The following is an 18,617-nucleotide window of genomic DNA, read 5'->3' as shown; positions in this document are numbered from 1 at the left end:
GAATTCCCATGGCTTTTACCGATCCGTTCATTCGCCGCCCAGTGCTCGCCACCGTGGTCAGCCTGCTGATTGTGCTGCTGGGTTTCCAGGCCTGGAGCAAACTGCCGCTGCGCCAATATCCGCAAATGGAGAACGCGCTGATCACGGTGACCACGGCCTACCCCGGCGCCAACGCCGAAACCATCCAGGGCTATATCACCCAACCCTTGCAGCAAAGCCTGGCCAGTGCCGAAGGCATCGACTACATGACCTCGGTCAGCCGCCAGAACTTCTCGGTGATTTCGATTTATGCGCGCATCGGCTCCAACAGCGACCGGTTGTTCACCGAGCTGCTGGCCAAAGCCAACGAGGTCAAGAACAAGCTGCCCAAAGACGCGGAAGACCCGGTGCTGAGCAAGGAAGCCGCAGGTGCCTCGGCGCTGATGTATATGAGTTTTTACAGCAAGGAATTGAGCAACCCGCAGATCACCGATTATCTGTCGCGGGTGATCCAGCCCAAGCTCGCCACTCTTCCCGGCATGGCTGAAGCCGCCATTCTCGGCAACCAGGTGTTTGCCATGCGTCTTTGGCTCGACCCGGTAAAACTCGCCGGTTTCGGCTTGAGTGCCAGTGACGTCACCAACGCCGTACGCCAGTACAACTTCCTGTCCGCCGCCGGTGAAGTCAAAGGTGAGTACGTCGTCACCAGTATCAACGCCAACACTGACTTGAAGACCGCCGAAGCCTTCGCCGCGATTCCGCTGAAAGTCGACGGCGACAGTCGGGTCCTGCTCAGGGATGTGGCGCGCGTGGAGATGGGCGCCGAGAACTACAACACCGTCAGCTCCTTCGGCGGCACACCGTCGGTGTACATCGGGATCAAGGCCACACCGGCCGCCAACCCGCTGGACGTGATCAAGGAAGTGCGCAAGCTCATGCCGGAGCTGGTATCCCAGCTGCCCCCCACCCTCAAGGCTGAAATTGCCTACGACGCCACGTTGTTCATTCAGGCCTCGATCAATGAAGTGGTGAAAACCCTCTTCGAAGCCGTGCTGATCGTGATTGTCGTGGTGTTCCTGTTCCTTGGCGCGCTGCGTTCGGTGCTGATCCCGGTGGTGACCATTCCACTGTCGATGATCGGCGTGATGTTCTTCATGCAACTGATGGGCTACTCGATCAACCTGCTGACCTTGCTGGCGATGGTGCTGGCGATCGGCCTGGTGGTGGACGACGCCATCGTCGTGGTGGAAAACATCCACCGGCACATAGAAGAAGGCAAAACGCCGCTGGATGCAGCCCTCGAAGGCGCCCGGGAAATCGCCATGCCGGTGGTCTCGATGACCATCACCCTGGCGGCGGTCTATGCGCCCATCGGCTTTCTGACGGGCCTGACCGGCGCTCTGTTCAAGGAGTTCGCGCTGACCCTGGCCGGTGCCGTGGTGATCTCCGGGATCGTTGCCCTGACGCTGTCGCCGATGATGTGCGCGCTGCTCTTGCGTCACGATGAAAACCCGTCAGGCCTGGCCCATCGCCTCGATCTGATTTTCGAAGGACTCAAGCGTCGTTATCAGAGCGTTCTGCACGGCACGCTCAATACCCGGCCGGTGGTGCTGGTGTTCGCCGTGATCGTGCTGTGCCTGATTCCAGTGTTTCTCAAGTTCACCAAATCGGAACTGGCACCAGATGAAGACCAGGGCGTCATTTTCATGATGGCCAACGCCCCGCAAACGGCCAACCTGGATTACCTGAACACCTACACCGACGAATTCCTCGCGATATTCAAGGTGTTTCCCGAGTATTACTCGTCCTTCCAGATCAACGGATTCAATGGCGTGCAGTCAGGTATTGGCGGTTTCCTGCTCAAACCCTGGAATGAGCGCAAACGAACCCAGATGCAAATTCTGCCTGAGGTGCAGAAAAAGCTTTCGAGCATCACCGGCCTGCAAATCTTCGGCTTCAACCTGCCCTCTCTTCCGGGCACGGGTGAAGGCTTGCCGTTCCAGTTCGTGATCAACACCGCCAATGACTACGAGCCATTACTGGAGCTGGTCAATCGGGTGAAGAAGCGTGCCCTGGAATCCGGCAAGTTCGCGTTCCTCGACATCGACCTGGCCTTCGACAAGCCCGAAGTGGTGGTTGATATCGACCGCGCCAAGGCCGCTCAAATGGGCGTCTCGATGGAGGATCTGGGCGTGACGCTGTCGACGTTGCTGGCAGAAGCCGAGATCAATCGCTTCACCATCGAGGGGCGCAGTTACAAGGTCATCGCCCAGGTCGAACGACCTTACCGGGACAACCCTGACTGGCTGAGTAACTACTACGTCAAAAACACCAAAGGTGAACTGTTGCCCCTGTCGACCTTGATCAACATCAGTGACCGGGCACGACCGCGACAGCTGAATCAGTTCCAGCAACTCAATTCGGCGATTCTTTCCGGCGTTTCGACAGTCAGCATGGGCGAGGCGATTGATACCGTGCGCCAGATCGCCCAGGAAGAAGCACCGCCGGGGTTTGCCTTCGATTACGGCGGCACCTCGCGGCAGTTCGTCCAGGAAGGCAGCGCCTTGTGGGTGACCTTTGCCTTGGCGCTGGCGATCATTTTCCTGGTGCTGGCGGCGCAGTTCGAAAGTTTCCGCGACCCACTGGTGATTCTGGTGACCGTGCCGCTGTCGATTTGCGGCGCGCTGATCCCGTTGTTCCTGGGCTGGTCGAGCATGAACATCTATACCCAGGTCGGGCTGGTGACCTTGATCGGGCTGATCAGTAAACACGGGATCCTGATCGTCCAGTTTGCCAACCAGTTGCGCAAGGACAAGGGCCTGGCGCCACGCGAAGCCGTGGAACAAGCGGCAGCCATTCGCCTGCGTCCGGTATTGATGACCACCGCTGCCATGGTCTTCGGCATGGTGCCGTTGATCATCGCCACCGGCGCGGGGGCCGTCAGCCGCTACGATATCGGGATGGTGATCGCCACGGGTATGTCGATCGGGACACTGTTCACCCTGTTCGTGCTGCCCTGCATCTACACGTTGCTGGCCAAGCCCGACAAACCCTGAGAGTTCCGTATGTGGGAGCGAGCTTGCTCGCGATAGCTCACTGACAGCCGGCATCATTGTTGAATGTTAAGCCGTCATCGCGAGCAAGCTCGCTCCCACAGGGGGAGAGCGGCAAATTGAAGATCAGGGTTCAAAAACAAAAGGCCTCGCGTATACGAGGCCTTTGATGTGGGCTTGAGGGTTTTCAACTCTGGTGTTTCATTCCCTGAGTCATGCCGAGCATGAACAACAACAATTCATCATTATCGGAGTGGGTCACCGTAGTTGACTTCGCAGCCCGTGGTAGCGGGCAATGCGCGCCCCCATGCTTTGCACTGAGCACTTGCGTACGTGGCTGCTCCAGTCCAACCACCGCCAATGAAACAACTGCCAAGGCTCCTGCCAAAAAAAGACCCCTAGCAATTTCTAGTTTCATCGCTACAAACCTTTGATAGAGCTGCCAAATGCCTTGTTATAAAAATAGTTGAGCTTCTCCCAATCTGCCGAGCCCCACGACGAGTGGCGGCGCAGCTGTTTCATGTCATGCGAAGCCGCTTGCTGGCGGGTCAGACGCTGCCGGCACTTCTCCAGATCGAGCAACGCCACTTCGGCCCTGGCCGCTTCACCTTCACCGGTAACGCGCACAAAAACGTGTTTGATATACAAGCAGCTATGCTGCCAGCGCCCCTTGTGCATCCGCGCCAGGTTCTCGGCCAGGTCTTGCAGCACTCGTTCATGCAACGCCTCGCCGTGGCGCTCGCGTCCACCGCTGGCATACCAGTCTTCAATCTCGACAAAACCGTCCAGTGCGGCAGTCACCAACAGCGCTCGCCACTGATGCACCGGATCACGCTGGGCGCCACAGAACACCAACTCAGGCACTCGAACATTCAGCGAACGGAGACCGTTCAGCGCATCAAGCTCACGTAACACCGTCGGGCGACCGAACGGGTGCAACCAGCTTCGGTAAATGTGCCCCGTCTGACGCTTGGCATAGAGCAGCCGACCATTGGTGGCACGAACCCGCTGCACACCACTTTCCCCGCCTCGACGCACATTGGGTGCTTCTACCCACTCGCCACGCTGATTCCAGAAATAATTGAAGCGTTCTTCAGGAGCGACTTCCATTTCCGATACCTGTCCAACTGCCATCCTGTTGCCTCTTTCGTAATATATAAACGCGCTGCATGCCATAGAGCGGGATAAAGCCCAAATGTTCCTGAACCCGAAAATCCGCCTGCTTGAACTCCGCTTCTACGGTCGCGACCGAGGCATCAGGCGTCCGGCTTGCCCAATTCGACATAAAAGCGGCAGCCGTTGGGTTCCATGGTGCTGAGACTGACGCTCCAGCCCTGGTTTTCACAAATTCGCTGCACCAGCGACAGGCCCAGCCCAAGCCCCTCCCCACGCTTCTCACCACCGCGCACAAACGGCTCGAACATCGCTTCGCGCTTCTCTTCGGGAATACCGACGCCGCTGTCTTCGACCAGAAAACCGCGGGGCAGAATGGTCAGGCGAATGAACCCGCTGTCGGTGTAGTGCAAGGCATTACGCAACAGGTTACCCATGACCGCGTGCAGAAATGTCGCGTTATAGCGCGTATCCGTCGGGTTGCCGGGTTCATAAAACAGCGTGAGCCCCTTGTCCTCGATCGGCTGGCGCCACAGGCCGAGCAAGTCCTCGGCCACCTGCCCCAGGGTCTGTTGCGGCGACATGCTGGCATCTTCGCGCTGGGCCCGGGCGAGCATCAGGAAGGTCTGGACCAGATCGCGCATCTCTTCACAGGCACGAGCAATCCGCTCGACCTGGTTGCGACTGCGCTGATCGAGGTCCGGATTCTCCAGCAACAGCTCACAGGAACTGGCCAATACCATCAACGGGGTGCGCAGCTCGTGACTGACGTCGCTGGTGAACAGCCGCTCACGGCTAAGCGCCTGACGCAATCGGCCCAGCGTGGCGTCGAAGGCGACGGCCAGCTCACCGACTTCATCGGCGGCATAGTCCGGCGCCAGGGGCGGTGCCAGACCGAGCAGTTGATCGCGGTGACGCACTTGGCGCGCCAGCCGGACTACCGGCGCCATGACCTTGCGCGCAAGCACCCAACCGAGGAACACCGCCAATGCCAGACTTAATACAAACCCCACCAGTACCACGGCAAACAGCACTCGCTCGCGCTCTTCGAAATCGCTTTGATCCTGCAGCAGGACGTAGCGTCGGCCGTCAACGATCTCGACGAGCGCGTGGTATGACAGCTGCTCGCGAAATACTTCATGAAAGCCCGCATTCAGATGCCGCAGATCCCTGGGCAAGTCAAAGTCGCCGGGGCCTCCACTGAAGTAGAACAACTGATCGGGCTCGGGACGGTGACTCCAGTCGGCCATACTGTCCATCAACAGCAAGCGCTGTAAATCGCCACCCAGGCCTGCAGAAATCAGCTTTGCTTCGACCAGATGCACGGTCGCCACAATGCCTATGGCGAATGCCCCCGCCACCAACGCACTCATCAAGGCAAAGGCAATAATGATCCGCTGAGCAAGGCTCTGCTTAAACTCCATCACGCCCCTCGGCCAGACGATAGCCGACGCCGTGCACGGTTTGCAGCAAAGGTTTGGCGAACGGCTTGTCGATCACCTGACGCAACTGATGGACGTGACTGCGCAGGCTGTCGCTGTCTGGACAGTCATCACCCCAGAGGGCTTCTTCGAGTATTTCACGACGCAAGACGTGCGGGCTCTTCTGCATCAACACCGCCAGCAGCTTGAGGCCTACCGGGTTGAGTTTCAGCAGGCGACCTTCGCGGGTCACTTCCAGCGTATCGAGGTCATAGCTCAGATCGCCAACCTGCAAGGCACGGCGACCGCCACCCTGGGTACGGCGCATGACCGCCTCGATGCGCGCCGCCAGTTCAGACAGGGCAAACGGTTTGACCAGGTAATCATCGGCACCGGACTTGAAGCCCTGCAGGCGGTCATCCAGTTGGTCACGGGCGGTCAGCATGATCACCGGGGTATCGCGCCGGGCATCTTCGCGCAGGCGTTTGCACAGGGTGTAGCCATCGATGCCGGGCAGCATGATGTCGAGCACGATCAGGTCGTAATGCTCGGTGGCCGCCAGGTGCAGACCTGACAAACCGTCCTGCGCGCAATCCACGGTATAACCCTTAAGCCCCAGGTAATCAGCCAGATTGGCGAGGATGTCGCGGTTGTCTTCAACCAATAGAATTCGCATGGGCACTTGCTCCGTACACAGTTACGGCCGTCTTGGACCGCGCAGCTTAAGGCCAAGAGTGGCTCAGGGATAGATCTGTTGATCCAAACCCTGTCAGGGACGCAGAGCGTCCCGGGCAGCATTCCCACGCAGAGCGTGGGAACGATCATCTTCACAGAAAATAAAAAACCCCGCTGGCTTACGCCAGCGGGGTTTTTTCGTACAGGGTAAGGCTGGCTTACATCATGCCGCCCATGCCGCCCATACCGCCCATGTCTGGCATGCCGCCGCCAGCTGGTGCGTCTTCCTTGATCTCGGCGATCATGGCTTCGGTGGTGATCATCAGGCTGGCAATCGACGAAGCCGCTTGCAGAGCCGAACGAGTCACTTTGGCCGGGTCCAGGATACCCATTTCGATCATGTCGCCGTATTCGCCGGTAGCAGCGTTGTAACCGTAGTTACCCTTGCCCTGCTTGACCTTGTCGACAACAACGCTTGGCTCATCGCCGGAGTTGGCAACGATCTGACGCAGTGGCGCTTCAACAGCGCGACGCAGCAACTGGATGCCTACGTTCTGGTCATCGTTGTCGCCTTTCAGCTCGGAGATCGCTTGCAGAGCGCGAACCAGTGCCACGCCACCGCCAGGTACCACGCCTTCTTCAACGGCTGCACGGGTAGCGTGCAGGGCGTCTTCAACGCGAGCTTTCTTCTCTTTCATTTCAACTTCGGAACCGGCGCCAACCTTGATCACTGCAACGCCGCCGGACAGCTTGGCCAGACGCTCTTGCAGTTTTTCACGGTCGTAGTCGGACGAAGTGTCAGCCACTTGTTGACGGATCTGAACAACGCGAGCCTGGATGTCAGCCTCAACGCCAGCACCGTCAATGATGGTGGTGTTTTCTTTGGACAGGATCACACGCTTGGCATTACCCAGGTGTTCCAGGGTAGTGCTTTCCAGGCTCAGGCCGATCTCTTCGGAGATAACGGTACCGCCAGTCAGAACAGCGATGTCCTGCAGCATGGCCTTGCGACGGTCGCCAAAGCCTGGGGCTTTGACAGCAGCAACTTTAACGATGCCGCGCATGTTGTTCACTACCAGAGTCGCCAGGGCTTCGCCTTCAACGTCTTCGGCAACGATCAGCAGAGGACGGCCGGCTTTGGCAACGGCTTCCAGTACTGGCAGCATTTCGCGGATGTTCGAGATCTTTTTGTCGACCAGCAGGATCAGCGGACCGTCCAGTTCGGCGGTCATGGTCTCTGGCTTGTTGACGAAGTACGGGGACAGGTAGCCACGGTCGAACTGCATGCCTTCTACAACCGACAGTTCGTTTTCCAGGCCCGAGCCTTCTTCAACGGTGATCACGCCTTCTTTACCGACTTTTTCCATGGCTTCGGCAATGATGTCGCCGATGGAGCTGTCGGAGTTGGCCGAGATGGTGCCGACCTGAGCGATTGCCTTGGTGTCAGCGCATGGCTTGGACAGGGCTTTGAGCTCTTTGACGATAGCGATGGTCGCTTTGTCGATACCGCGCTTCAAGTCCATCGGGTTCATGCCGGCAGCGACGGCTTTCAGGCCTTCGTTGACGATCGATTGAGCCAGAACGGTCGCGGTGGTGGTGCCGTCGCCTGCGTCATCGTTGGCACGGGAGGCAACGTCTTTGACCAGCTGCGCGCCCATGTTTTCGAAACGGTCTTTCAGTTCGATTTCTTTGGCTACGGAAACGCCGTCCTTGGTGATGGTCGGAGCGCCGAAGCTCTTCTCGATGATCACGTTACGGCCTTTAGGGCCCAGGGTCGCTTTTACTGCGTCAGCCAGGACGTTGACACCGGCGAGCATTTTCTTACGGGCGGAATCGCCGAATTTAACTTCTTTAGCAGCCATGATCGATATTCCTTAAATACTTTTGTAGTAGCGGGAAATTGAGCGCAAATCAGCCTTCGATAACAGCGAGAATCTCGTTCTCAGCCATTACCAGCAGGTCTTCACCGTCGACTTTCACAGTGTTGCTGCCGGAGTACGGGCCGAACACAACCTTGTCACCCACTTTCACGGCCAGCGCACGCACTTCACCGTTGTCCAGCACGCGGCCGGTACCTACAGCAAGGACTTCACCGCTGTTGGCTTTTTCGGCAGCCGAACCTGGCAGAACGATACCGCCAGCGGTTTTCTTTTCTTCTTCGCTGCGACGGATGACGACGCGGTCATGCAGAGGACGAAGCTTCATTGTCGATCTCTCCTAATTGTGGTTTTCAGCGGCCGGTGTAATCCCGGCGGGTTAAATTCCGGCGTTGCCGGTTGCGGCTCGTCAAGCGAACCGCGGAAGTCTGTCTGGTGATCTTCACCAGAAACCTTGCGGTGACCGTTACATAAGGGCGCATAAGCTTATTACAAGGGCTGGGCAGTGATTTTTTTTACGGCACCGACCACAGAAACGAACACGGCACCCGAAGGTGCCGTGTCATTGAAACAGTTACTTGGAATCGCGGTGCTCGAACTCGCCTTCGATCACGTTGGGCTCACGGCCCAGCGGTTGACGCGGAGCCGGGCCGCCACGCGGTTGCAGATCATCGGCAAAGGCACGCTGACGAATTGCCTGCTCTTCGGCGCGCTTGCGCATCGCGTTGGCCAGCAGCCGACGGGTGATCGGCAAGATCATGATCAGACCGATCACGCTGCTGATGAAACCTGGCAGGATCAACAGACCGCCGCCCAAGGCCAGCATCAGGCCTTCGAGCATGGTCTGCGCTGGCAACTCGCCGCGGTTCAGGCTTTCACGAGCACGCAATGCGGTAGCCAGGCCGGCGATGCGCAGCACGAACACGCCGAACATCGAGCCGAGAATGATCAGCAGCAGCGCCGGGAAAAACCCGATGGCCGCGCTGACCTTGACGAATACGAACAGCTCCAACACCGGGAACAGCAGAAAGAGCAACAAAAAAGGGCGCATCAAATGGTTCCTCAACGCAAGAATGCCTTGCAAGTAGAACGTAGATGACGTCGCCGTTTCGTGATTTCAAGCGTCGGCTGTCGCATTTTTCGGCCATTGCTCGGCGTGAGCCAGCAAAACCAAGGCTTCGCGTACTTGTGTCGGCGTATTACAAACCTCCGGGAACGGCAACCAGTACAGCCCCTGGCCAATGCGCAGGTGCATGCCTTCGGCGTCGATGCCGGCCAACTGAGCGGGTGCGGTTTTCGGCAAGCCGGCCAGCTCGACGTAATGGGCGATGGCCTTGGCGTGGTCGGCATTCATGTGTTCGATCATGCTCGCTTCGGCCTTGCCGGCAAACGGGTTGGCCAGGGTCAGTTGGTCGACCCAGTGAATCGCACCGAAACCGCCGATGTAGCGATGCCGTATCGGTTTGAGTACCCAGAAGTCGAAATCATGTGCCTTGTGATAATTCTGCGAGTCCGGGAAATAGCGGTAATAACGCTCGGCGGCGGCATCGATGGAGGCCTGGTCTTCGATTTTTTCCGCTTCGGCCAGGTAGGTCAGGCGACCAACGGCCTGCACGTCTTCAGCCTCGCGCTCACCCACCAGCAGTGAGCATTTGGGATCTTTTTGCAGATTATGAGTGTGCTGGGCGATCCGGCTGATCAGGATCAGCGGCCGGCCCTGTTCGTCCAGGCAATAAGGAACCACTGAGCCGAACGGGAAACCGGGCATCGCCTTGGAGTGTGTCGAGAGCACTCCACGGTATTCCTTGAGCAGCAATTCTCGGGCATGCTTGGCAGCTTCAACGCTCAATTTATGACTCCTTATATAGAATCCGTCAAAAAAACGGACAGGCACCTGGGCAAAGTTCCAGCGACGCCATCGGGGCAATTCTCATGTGCAGCCAGGCCACGTCAGGTGCAGATCGAGAGGCTCTCTAAAAGGAAACCACTCTGACCTGCTATTGGGGCATGCGAATGCAACTCACTGACAAAGTAATCATTATCACCGGCGGTTGCCAGGGTTTAGGTCGTTCGATGGCCGAGTATTTCGCCGCCAAGGGCGCGAAACTGGCGTTGGTCGACCTCAATCAGGAGAAGCTCGACCAGGCCGTCGCCGCCTGCAAAGCCGCCGGCGTCGAGGCTCGCGCTTACCTGTGCAACGTCGCCAATGAAGAACAGGTGACGCACATGGTCGCCCAGGTTGCCGAAGACTTCGGCGCGATCCACGGCCTGATCAACAACGCCGGGATCCTGCGCGATGGCCTGCTGATCAAGGTCAAGGACGGCGAAATGACCAAAATGAGCCTGGCCCAATGGCAGGCCGTGATCGACGTCAACCTGACCGGCGTATTCCTGTGCACCCGTGAAGTAGCGGCGAAAATGATCGAGCTGAAGACCAGCGGCGCGATTGTCAACATTTCCTCGATCTCCCGCGCCGGCAATGTCGGCCAGACCAACTACTCCGCCGCCAAGGCCGGGGTTGCTGCGGCCACCGTAACCTGGGCCAAGGAACTGGCGCGCTACGGCATTCGTGTGGCCGGTATTGCGCCGGGCTTCATCGAAACCGAAATGACCCTGGGCATGAAGCCTGAAGCGCTGGAGAAAATGACTTCCGGCATTCCGCTCAAGCGCATGGGCAAGCCCGAAGAGATCGCCCATTCGGCGGCCTATATCTTCGAGAACGACTATTACACCGGCCGGATCCTGGAGATGGACGGCGGTTTGCGTATCTAAGCCATACACAAAAAAAATGTGGGAGCGAGCTTGCTCGCGATAGCGGTGTAACAGTCACCTTCAATGGTGAATGTTATGGCCTCATCGCGAGCAAGCTCGCTCCCACAGTTATTAGTGTTCTATCTGACAGGTATCAATCGTCGCTGACGGTGATGTTCGGCATCGCTGGCGTGGCGGCTTCCTGCAAGACAATCCGCGCACCGACGTGACGGGCCAGTTCCTGGTAGACCATCGCGATCTGGCTGTCCGGCTCGGCAATTACTGTTGGCTTGCCGCCGTCAGCCTGCTCGCGGATTACCATCGACAGCGGCAACGATGCCAGCAGTTCGACGCCATATTGGCTGGCCAGCTTCTCGCCGCCGCCTTCACCGAACAGATGCTCGGCATGACCGCAGTTGGAGCAAATGTGCACGGCCATGTTTTCCACAACGCCGAGCACTGGAATGTTGACCTTGCGGAACATCTCCACGCCTTTGCGCGCGTCCAGCAATGCCAGATCCTGCGGCGTGGTGACGATCACCGCACCAGCCACCGGGACTTTTTGCGCCAGGGTCAGTTGAATGTCACCGGTGCCTGGCGGCATGTCGATCACCAGATAATCCAGATCGCTCCAGGCGGTCTGCGTCACCAGTTGCAGCAAGGCGCCGGAGACCATCGGGCCACGCCAGACCATCGGCGTGTTGTCGTCGGTCAAAAACGCCATGGACATGACTTCAACGCCATGCGACTCGATCGGCACGAACCACTTCTGATCCTTGATCTTGGGTCGGGTGCCTTCCGGGATGCCGAACATGATGCCCTGGCTCGGACCATAGATATCGGCATCGAGGATCCCGACCTTGGCGCCTTCGCGGGCCAGCGCCAGCGCGAGGTTGGCGGCGGTAGTGGATTTGCCCACACCGCCCTTGCCGGACGCCACCGCGACCACGTTCTTGACGTTGGCCAGGCCTGGAATCTGCGCCTGAGCCTTGTGCGCGGCAATCACAGTGCTGATGTCGACTTTGGCCGAGGTCACGCCCTCCAGGCCCTCGATCGCCATTTGCAACATTTGCGCCCAGCCACTCTTGAACAGGCCGGCGGCGTAGCCCAGTTCCAGCTGAACGCTGACGCGGTCGCCCTGAATGTCGATGCTGCGCAGGCAACCGGCGCTGACCGGATCCTGGTTCAAGTAAGGGTCGGTGTACTGACGAAGGACGGCTTCCACCGCTGCGCGATTGACGGCGCTCATGGGCAACTCCGATAACAAGGCTGGGAGAACATGGTGGCTATCGTACCTGTTCCGCACGTCGGACGGCATGCTTTCAGGATGTGACAAAATTCGAATGGCCAATCACGGACCCGTAGCAGCTGGCGCAGCCTGCGTTCGGCTGCGAAGCGGTCGTAATCCGGCTGACGCGGTCTATCTGATAAACCGTGGTGGCAGGATTTACGACGGCTGCGCCGCCGAACGCAGCCTGCGGCAGCTGCTACGAGGTACGGGGGCGGTGGAAAACGCACCCACGGGGTGAAAAATATGCGCCGGCGCTTTATAGTGGCCGACCTCCGTTTCATCAAGTAGCCGAGCCCCATGTCCGAGCCACGCAAGATCCTCGTCACCAGCGCCCTGCCCTATGCCAATGGTTCAATCCACCTTGGCCATATGCTTGAGTACATCCAGACCGATATGTGGGTGCGCTTCCAGAAGCATCGCGGCAATCAATGCACGTATGTCTGCGCGGACGACGCCCACGGTTCGGCCATCATGCTGCGCGCAGAAAAAGAAGGCATCACCCCGGAACAACTGATCGCCAACGTACAGGCTGAACACAGCGCCGACTTTGCCGAGTTCCTGGTGGACTTCGACAATTTCCACTCCACTCACGCCGAAGAAAACCGTGAGCTGTCGAGTCAGATCTACCTGAAGCTGCGTGACGCCGGGCACATCGCCACGCGTTCGATCACCCAGTATTTCGACCCGGAAAAGAAAATGTTCCTGGCCGACCGCTTCATCAAGGGCACCTGCCCGAAATGCGGCACTGAAGACCAGTACGGCGACAACTGCGAAAAGTGCGGTGCCACCTACGCGCCGACCGACCTGAAAGATCCGAAGTCGGCGATCTCGGGCGCCACGCCGGTGCTCAAGGATTCCCAGCACTTCTTCTTCAAGCTGCCGGACTTCCAGCAGATGCTGCAGGAATGGACCCGCAGCGGCACCCTGCAAGACGCGGTTGCGAACAAGATCGCCGAATGGCTGGATGTCGGCCTGCAACAGTGGGACATCTCCCGCGATGCGCCGTACTTCGGTTTCGAAATCCCGGACGAACCGGGCAAGTACTTCTATGTCTGGCTGGACGCGCCAATCGGCTACATGGCGAGCTTCAAGAACCTCTGCGCACGTCGTCCTGAACTGGACTTCGATGCGTACTGGGCCAAGGACTCTACCGCCGAGCTGTACCACTTCATCGGCAAGGACATCGTCAACTTCCACGCGCTGTTCTGGCCAGCCATGCTTGAAGGCGCGGGCTACCGCAAGCCGACCGGCATCAACGTACACGGCTACCTGACCGTCAACGGTCAGAAAATGTCCAAGTCCCGCGGCACCTTTATCAAGGCCCGAACCTACCTGGACCACCTGTCGCCGGAATACCTGCGCTACTACTACGCCTCCAAGCTCGGCCGTGGCGTCGACGACCTGGACCTGAACCTCGAAGACTTCGTGCAGAAGGTCAACTCCGACCTGGTGGGCAAAGTCGTCAACATCGCCAGCCGCTGCGCCGGTTTCATTCACAAAGGCAACGCCGGTGTGCTGGTGGCCGGTAATGCCGCGCCAGAACTGACCGAAGCGTTCCTGGCCGCCGCGCCAAGCATCGCCGAGGCTTACGAGGCTCGCGACTTCGCCCGTGCCATGCGCGAAATCATGGGCCTGGCCGACCGCGCCAACGCCTGGATCGCCGACAAGGCGCCATGGTCGCTGAACAAGCAGGAAGGCAAGCAAGAGGAAGTCCAGGCGATCTGCGCCCTGGGCGTCAACCTGTTCCGCCAACTGGTGATCTTCCTCAAGCCCGTGCTGCCATTGCTGGCTGCCGACGCCGAGGCGTTCCTCAATGTCGCACCGCTGACCTGGAACGATCACACGACCCTGCTCAGCAACCATCAACTGAACGAGTTCAAACCGTTGATGACCCGTATCGACCCGGTCAAGGTGCAGGCCATGACCGACGCTTCGAAAGAAGACCTGGCCGCCAGCCAGACCGACACCGGCGATGCCACCCCACAAGGGAATGGCGAACTGGCCAAGGATCCGCTGTCGCCAGAGATCGAGTTCGATACCTTTGCTGCCGTCGACCTGCGGGTGGCCCTGATCCTCAAGGCCGAAGCCGTGGAAGGCGCGGACAAGCTGCTGCGCCTGACCCTGGATATCGGTGACGAGCAACGCAACGTGTTCTCCGGCATCAAGAGCGCTTATCCGGACCCGGCCAAGCTTGAAGGTCGCCTGACGATGATGATCGCCAACCTCAAGCCACGCAAAATGCGCTTCGGGATCTCCGAAGGCATGGTCATGGCGGCAGGCCCAGGTGGCGAAGAAATCTACCTGTTGAGCCCGGACAGCGGCGCCAAGCCGGGTCAGCGCATCAAGTAAGGTGCCTGGCTGAACCGATCCCACCGTCGCGTTGACTCGCGGCGGTGGGATTTTCATATCTGCTTGCCGGATAATGCCTAATCTTTATGCACAGGCCCGTTCGCTCAACCCGGCACGCCCATGACCGACATTCTGCTCACGCTCATCAGCACCGCCCTGATCAATAACTTCATCGTGCACTGGCCGCTGGGTGTCGATCCGTTGATGCAGTCGACGCGTGAGCCTGCCATCGAGCGTCGTCAGGTTCATGCCCTGGGCATTGCAACCACCTGCCTGATGTTGCTCAGCGGCCTTCCGGGTTATGCGGCCTATCACTGGTTGCTGATACCGCTTGGGCTGACGTCCTTGTACCTGTTTGTGTTTTTGCCCTTGAGCGTGCTGCTGATCACCCCGGTGCTGAATCTGCTGACGCGTGCCCTGCCGCAGTTACCGTTCGACGGCTTGTGGCCGTTGTTGCTAGGTAACGCTGGCGTTCTGGGGCTGAGCCTGTTCGGCATGCAGAGTGATAAGGGCTTTGGCTATCACGCAGCGCTGTGTCTTGGCGCCGGGCTGGGTTTCTGGCTGGTGCTGAGTATGTTCAGCGACCTGCGTCAGCGCACGCTCAATAACGATGTGCCCCTGCCCTTTCGTGGCCTGCCGATCGACCTGATCAGCGCCGGACTGATCGCAGTGGCCTTTCTCGGCTTCAGCGGACTGATCAAAACATGAGTCTGATTCAACGTATCGACGCACTCCTGCCGCAGACCCAATGCGGCAAATGCGGCCACCCCGGATGCAAGCCCTACGCTGAAGGCATTGCCAATGGCGAGGCAATCAACAAGTGCCCGCCGGGCGGCAACGAAACCATTTCAGCGCTGGCCGAACTGCTGAAAATCCCGGTGTTGGAACTGGACGTCAGCCGTGGCTCGGCACCGGCGCAAATTGCATTTATCCGTGAAGCCGAATGCATCGGCTGCACCAAGTGCATTCAAGCGTGCCCGATAGACGCGATTGTCGGTGCGGCAAAACTGATGCACACGGTGCTTATCGACGAATGCACCGGCTGCGATCTGTGCGTAGCACCCTGCCCGGTGGATTGCATCGAAATGCATCCTTTGCCCTCGGCCAAGGTGCTGCCGGTTATCGGTGGCCTGGCGTTCACGCCCGAAGAACTGCAGGCACGCACCGCCAAACGCGATCACGCAAGGCAGCGCTTCGAACAGCGCAATGCGCGCCTGCGTCGTGAGGAAAAGCAAAAGCACGCCGAACGACTGGCCCGCGCGCAAAAAGCCGCACAACACAGCGACGCCAGCAGCACTCCGCTGCAGGACGCCATTGCCCGGGTCCAGGCACAAAAAGCCGCTGCCGCCGATGCCACGCTGAAAAAAGCCAAGATCGATGTGGCGATGAGTCGCGCGCAGTTGAACAAATCATTGAAGGCATTCGGGCATCCACCGACCTTCGAACAACAGTCGCAGTTGATCATTTTGCAGCAGCAGTTCGAAACCGCCGAGCAGGCCCTGGCGCACTTCGAAAGCACCATGCCGTCAGTACCTGTGCAACCGACGGTGCCGGCCAACGATGCCGAACTCAAACGCGCGAAAATCCAGCTGGCGATGCGTCGCGCCGAGCTCAAAAAAGCCCAGGCCAGCGAAGCCCCGGCCGAGCAACTGGAAGCGCTCAGCGCAGCCCTGGCTCAAGCCGAGCAAGCGCTGCACGCTGCCGAAGGCGCCAGCGAAAAACCGGCTCCCGATCTGGTACGCGTCGAAAAGCGCCCCGTCGACGCTCAACTGCGGCAACTGAAAACCGAACTGGCTTATGCCCGCGCCGATGTCAGCAAGCTCGAGCGGCAACCTGATACGCCGGCGGAGCTCCTGGCCAAGGCCCGCGAAAGGCTCTGCGAAGCCGAGCGCCAGGTAAACGCCTATGTCGCCCCTTGAACCGGTCGATGATCGCCTGCAACAGGCGATGAAGCGCGTTTTACTGGCCACCGTGCCGGGCATGCTGGTGTTGTTCTGGTTATTTGGCTGGGGCGTTCTGATCAATCTGCTGCTGGCCTGCGGCAGCGCGTTGGCGGTTGAGGCGCTGGTGCTACGCTTGCGCAAGTACCCGCTCAAGCCTGCGTTAAGCGACGGCAGCGCGTTGGTCAGCGCCACCTTGCTGGCACTGGCGTTACCGCCTTACTGTCCATGGTGGCTGACGGTCAGCGCTGCGGCATTCGCGATGTTTTTCGGCAAGCACCTTTATGGAGGTGTTGGCAAAAATCCGTTCAACCCGGCCATGCTCGGTTTTGCGCTGGTGCTGGTGTGTTTCCCGCGACAGATGACCCACTGGCCAACGTCCCACGGGATGAATCTGCTCGCCGGCCTGCAACAGATTTTCGGTTTCAACTTCAGCGGTGCCGAGCAGCCAGACGCCTGGGTGACAGCCACTGCGCTGGATAGCCTGCGAATCAACAAAAGCCTGACCATGGACGAACTCTTCGCCGGCAACCCGGCGTTTGGCCACGTTGGCGGCAAAGGTATCGAATGGGTAAACCTCGCCTTCCTCGCCGGCGGCGCTTTCCTGTTACAGCAGCGGGTGTTCAGCTGGCATGCCCCCGTCGGCATGCTCGGCAGCCTGTTCGTCATCAGTCTGCTGTGCTGGAACGGCTCGGGTTCGGACTCCCACGGCTCGCCGCTCTTTCACTTGCTGACGGGTGCGAGCATGCTCGGGGCATTCTTTATTGTGACCGAACCGGTGTCCGGAGCGAAGAGCCCCAAAGCCCGCCTGATGTTCGGCGCGGGCGTCGGCCTGCTGACCTACCTGATTCGAACCTGGGGCGGTTATCCCGACGGGGTGGCCTTTGCGGTGCTGCTGATGAATCTCTGCGTACCGGCCCTGGAACGCCTCGCTGCCGTACAACCAGAGCCTCGTACGCCATGAACCGGAATCTCAGCGTGCTGATGCTGGTCGTCGTGGCCGGACTGGGTGCAGGCGCGACATTTTTCCTGCAACACGCCGCTGCGCCACACATTTCGACCGAGCAGCGCTTGATCGAAAGCCGCAAGCTGTTCGACATGCTGCCAGCCGGCAGCTACGACAATCAGCCATTGGACCAGCCACTCGAACTCAAGGATATCGCGCTGAATAACAGCACCTTGCTGGGCGGGTACCTGGCCACAGCAGGTGGAAAACCCAGCGCAGTGATATTACGCAGCCAGGTGACGGGTTACGAAAACGCGATCGAACTGCTGATCGTGATCGACATCAACGGCAAGCTGTTGGGGGTCAAAACCCTCAAGCAATCGGAAACACCCGGGCTGGGCGGGAGAATCGCCGACCAGCCCAATCCCTGGCTTCAGGGCTTTTTCGGCAAGTCGCGCAACGACCCCGGTGACAGTGGCTGGGCACTGAAAAAAGATCAGGGGCAGTTCGACCAACTGACCGGGGCAACCGTCACATCCAGGGCGGTGATCAACGCGCTCCATGATGCGTTACGCTATTTCGACGAGCATCAGCCACAACTGATCGGGAGCGGACAATGAACCAGTCCTCGATGTTGCAGAACTCGCTGGTATTGACCCTGTTGATCGGCGCCAGCGACTCCCTGGTTAACACCTTGAGCCTGTCGCTGCTGTCGCTGCTGGTCATTGGTGTTTACGGCCTGAAGATGAGCATGTTGCGGCTGCGGATCGCCCCGTCGATGCAGTTGATCATCAGCATTTCGCTCGCCGTCACATTGACCAGCCTCGCCACATTGGCATTGCAGGCCTGGGCCTTTGAACTGCATCGGCAACTGGGAATTTATGCCGGACTGATTGCCCTGCAGTGCATTGTGCTGGAGCACGGCGGTTTTTTTACCCAGGTAAGCGCGAGAGACCGGGTTCGCCTGTCCAGCCTGTTTTTTGGGCTGATGGTAGTTCTGGGCGTGTTGCGAGAAGCTATTGGCAATGGCTCTTTCGCCAGCCATCTGTCCTGGTTGATCGGGTTTGCCGATTCCGACGCACAAGGCTGGCTGTTTGCCGCTGACGGCGGCATACGACTGGCCGTCCTCGCCCCCGGCGGGTTTATCCTGCTGGGACTGCTCATAGCTGCCAAACAAGCCTGGCCTGGTGCCTCAACCTCACACTGACCGCCTTCAAGGAAC

At 59.2% G+C, this 18,617-nt stretch carries 17 protein-coding genes; 8 read left to right on the top strand and 9 right to left on the bottom strand.

What is annotated here, in order from left to right:
- Positions 1 to 8: 8 nt before the first annotated feature.
- Positions 9 to 3,035 (top strand): multidrug efflux RND transporter permease subunit, encoded by a 3,027-nt coding sequence (locus AC1DIG_RS06000; protein ID WP_477766552.1) that lies wholly within the window; start codon positions 9 to 11, stop codon positions 3,033 to 3,035.
- A gap of 184 nt (positions 3,036 to 3,219) precedes the next feature.
- On the opposite strand, the gene AC1DIG_RS05995 is transcribed toward AC1DIG_RS06000, so the two are convergent.
- From AC1DIG_RS05995 to AC1DIG_RS05960, 8 genes are all read right to left on the bottom strand, one after another.
- A complete protein-coding gene (locus tag AC1DIG_RS05995) occupies positions 3,220 to 3,450 on the bottom strand; it encodes a hypothetical protein (protein ID WP_477766551.1) in 231 nt (76 codons plus the stop codon).
- 2 nt (positions 3,451 to 3,452) lie between these two features.
- Positions 3,453 to 4,166 carry a lipopolysaccharide kinase InaA family protein gene (locus AC1DIG_RS05990; protein WP_477766550.1) on the bottom strand — a complete coding sequence of 238 codons (714 nt, stop codon included), beginning with the start codon at positions 4,164 to 4,166 and terminating at the stop codon, positions 3,453 to 3,455.
- A 122-nt stretch (positions 4,167 to 4,288) separates the two neighbouring features.
- A complete protein-coding gene (locus AC1DIG_RS05985) occupies positions 4,289 to 5,569 on the bottom strand; it encodes a sensor histidine kinase (protein WP_477766549.1) in 1,281 nt (426 codons plus the stop codon).
- Positions 5,559 to 6,242 (bottom strand): two-component system response regulator ColR, encoded by a 684-nt coding sequence (gene colR / locus AC1DIG_RS05980; protein WP_054593790.1) that lies wholly within the window; start codon positions 6,240 to 6,242, stop codon positions 5,559 to 5,561. The genes AC1DIG_RS05985 and colR overlap by 11 nt, the downstream gene beginning before the upstream one ends.
- A 217-nt stretch (positions 6,243 to 6,459) precedes the next feature.
- Positions 6,460 to 8,103 carry a chaperonin GroEL gene (groL, locus tag AC1DIG_RS05975; RefSeq protein ID WP_054593791.1) on the bottom strand — a complete coding sequence of 548 codons (1,644 nt, stop codon included), beginning with the start codon at positions 8,101 to 8,103 and terminating at the stop codon, positions 6,460 to 6,462.
- A 49-nt stretch (positions 8,104 to 8,152) separates the two neighbouring features.
- Positions 8,153 to 8,446, bottom strand: coding sequence for a co-chaperone GroES (locus AC1DIG_RS05970; RefSeq protein WP_008032125.1), 294 nt, complete (start codon positions 8,444 to 8,446; stop codon positions 8,153 to 8,155).
- Between the two features lie 246 nt (positions 8,447 to 8,692).
- Positions 8,693 to 9,169, bottom strand: coding sequence for an FxsA family protein (locus AC1DIG_RS05965; protein WP_477766548.1), 477 nt, complete (start codon positions 9,167 to 9,169; stop codon positions 8,693 to 8,695).
- Positions 9,170 to 9,235: 66 nt separating this feature from the next.
- Positions 9,236 to 9,967, bottom strand: a complete 732-nt coding sequence (locus tag AC1DIG_RS05960; RefSeq protein WP_477766547.1) for a HugZ family pyridoxamine 5'-phosphate oxidase — start codon at positions 9,965 to 9,967, stop codon at positions 9,236 to 9,238.
- 164 nt (positions 9,968 to 10,131) lie between these two features.
- Between AC1DIG_RS05960 and AC1DIG_RS05955 the strand changes: the two genes are divergently transcribed.
- Positions 10,132 to 10,890: an SDR family oxidoreductase gene (locus tag AC1DIG_RS05955; protein ID WP_477766546.1), complete on the top strand. Its 759-nt coding sequence runs from the start codon at positions 10,132 to 10,134 to the stop codon at positions 10,888 to 10,890.
- Positions 10,891 to 11,023: 133 nt separating this feature from the next.
- Here the strand turns inward: AC1DIG_RS05955 and apbC are convergent, their stop codons facing one another.
- Positions 11,024 to 12,118, bottom strand: coding sequence for an iron-sulfur cluster carrier protein ApbC (apbC, locus tag AC1DIG_RS05950; protein WP_477766545.1), 1,095 nt, complete (start codon positions 12,116 to 12,118; stop codon positions 11,024 to 11,026).
- Between the two features lie 339 nt (positions 12,119 to 12,457).
- On the opposite strand from apbC, the gene metG reads away from it, so the two are divergent.
- The 6 genes from metG (at position 12,458) to AC1DIG_RS05920 (ending at position 18,602) form a co-directional block, all read left to right on the top strand.
- The gene (metG, locus tag AC1DIG_RS05945; RefSeq protein WP_477766544.1) at positions 12,458 to 14,509 is read left to right on the top strand and encodes a methionine--tRNA ligase; all 2,052 of its coding nucleotides are present in this window, start codon (positions 12,458 to 12,460) and stop codon (positions 14,507 to 14,509) included.
- 120 nt (positions 14,510 to 14,629) lie between these two features.
- Complete coding sequence (locus tag AC1DIG_RS05940; protein ID WP_477766543.1) at positions 14,630 to 15,217, top strand: Rnf-Nqr domain containing protein; 588 nt, start codon at positions 14,630 to 14,632, stop codon at positions 15,215 to 15,217.
- Complete coding sequence (rsxB, locus tag AC1DIG_RS05935) at positions 15,214 to 16,428, top strand: electron transport complex subunit RsxB (RefSeq protein WP_477766542.1); 1,215 nt, start codon at positions 15,214 to 15,216, stop codon at positions 16,426 to 16,428. Before AC1DIG_RS05940 ends, rsxB begins: the two co-directional genes overlap by 4 nt.
- Positions 16,415 to 17,413, top strand: coding sequence for an RnfABCDGE type electron transport complex subunit D (locus AC1DIG_RS05930; protein WP_477766541.1), 999 nt, complete (start codon positions 16,415 to 16,417; stop codon positions 17,411 to 17,413). The genes rsxB and AC1DIG_RS05930 overlap by 14 nt, the downstream gene beginning before the upstream one ends.
- Entirely contained in the window at positions 17,410 to 18,015 is a 606-nt protein-coding gene (locus tag AC1DIG_RS05925; protein WP_477766540.1) for an RnfABCDGE type electron transport complex subunit G, read from the top strand. Before AC1DIG_RS05930 ends, AC1DIG_RS05925 begins: the two co-directional genes overlap by 4 nt.
- Complete coding sequence (locus AC1DIG_RS05920; RefSeq protein ID WP_477766539.1) at positions 18,012 to 18,602, top strand: Rnf-Nqr domain containing protein; 591 nt, start codon at positions 18,012 to 18,014, stop codon at positions 18,600 to 18,602. Before AC1DIG_RS05925 ends, AC1DIG_RS05920 begins: the two co-directional genes overlap by 4 nt.
- Positions 18,603 to 18,617 lie beyond the last annotated feature (15 nt).

Source organism: Pseudomonas sp. 05N431, from assembly GCF_056397005.1.
Note: the sequence above shows the minus strand (reverse complement) of the source record. Positions and strands in the feature narration are given on the sequence as shown.

Coding starts and splice junctions, on each gene's coding strand:
- AC1DIG_RS05985 (WP_477766549.1), bottom strand. CDS start 5,569: ATGGAGTTTAAGCAGAGCCTTGCTCAGCGGATCATTATTGCCTTTGCC.
- AC1DIG_RS05965 (WP_477766548.1), bottom strand. CDS start 9,169: ATGCGCCCTTTTTTGTTGCTCTTTCTGCTGTTCCCGGTGTTGGAGCTG.
- metG (WP_477766544.1), top strand. CDS start 12,458: ATGTCCGAGCCACGCAAGATCCTCGTCACCAGCGCCCTGCCCTATGCC.
- AC1DIG_RS05940 (WP_477766543.1), top strand. CDS start 14,630: ATGACCGACATTCTGCTCACGCTCATCAGCACCGCCCTGATCAATAAC.
- AC1DIG_RS05930 (WP_477766541.1), top strand. CDS start 16,415: ATGTCGCCCCTTGAACCGGTCGATGATCGCCTGCAACAGGCGATGAAG.
- rsxB (WP_477766542.1), top strand. CDS start 15,214: ATGAGTCTGATTCAACGTATCGACGCACTCCTGCCGCAGACCCAATGC.
- groL (WP_054593791.1), bottom strand. CDS start 8,103: ATGGCTGCTAAAGAAGTTAAATTCGGCGATTCCGCCCGTAAGAAAATG.
- AC1DIG_RS05955 (WP_477766546.1), top strand. CDS start 10,132: ATGCAACTCACTGACAAAGTAATCATTATCACCGGCGGTTGCCAGGGT.
- apbC (WP_477766545.1), bottom strand. CDS start 12,118: ATGAGCGCCGTCAATCGCGCAGCGGTGGAAGCCGTCCTTCGTCAGTAC.
- colR (WP_054593790.1), bottom strand. CDS start 6,242: ATGCGAATTCTATTGGTTGAAGACAACCGCGACATCCTCGCCAATCTG.
- AC1DIG_RS05995 (WP_477766551.1), bottom strand. CDS start 3,450: ATGAAACTAGAAATTGCTAGGGGTCTTTTTTTGGCAGGAGCCTTGGCA.
- AC1DIG_RS05925 (WP_477766540.1), top strand. CDS start 17,410: ATGAACCGGAATCTCAGCGTGCTGATGCTGGTCGTCGTGGCCGGACTG.
- AC1DIG_RS05970 (WP_008032125.1), bottom strand. CDS start 8,446: ATGAAGCTTCGTCCTCTGCATGACCGCGTCGTCATCCGTCGCAGCGAA.
- AC1DIG_RS06000 (WP_477766552.1), top strand. CDS start 9: ATGGCTTTTACCGATCCGTTCATTCGCCGCCCAGTGCTCGCCACCGTG.
- AC1DIG_RS05990 (WP_477766550.1), bottom strand. CDS start 4,166: ATGGCAGTTGGACAGGTATCGGAAATGGAAGTCGCTCCTGAAGAACGC.
- AC1DIG_RS05920 (WP_477766539.1), top strand. CDS start 18,012: ATGAACCAGTCCTCGATGTTGCAGAACTCGCTGGTATTGACCCTGTTG.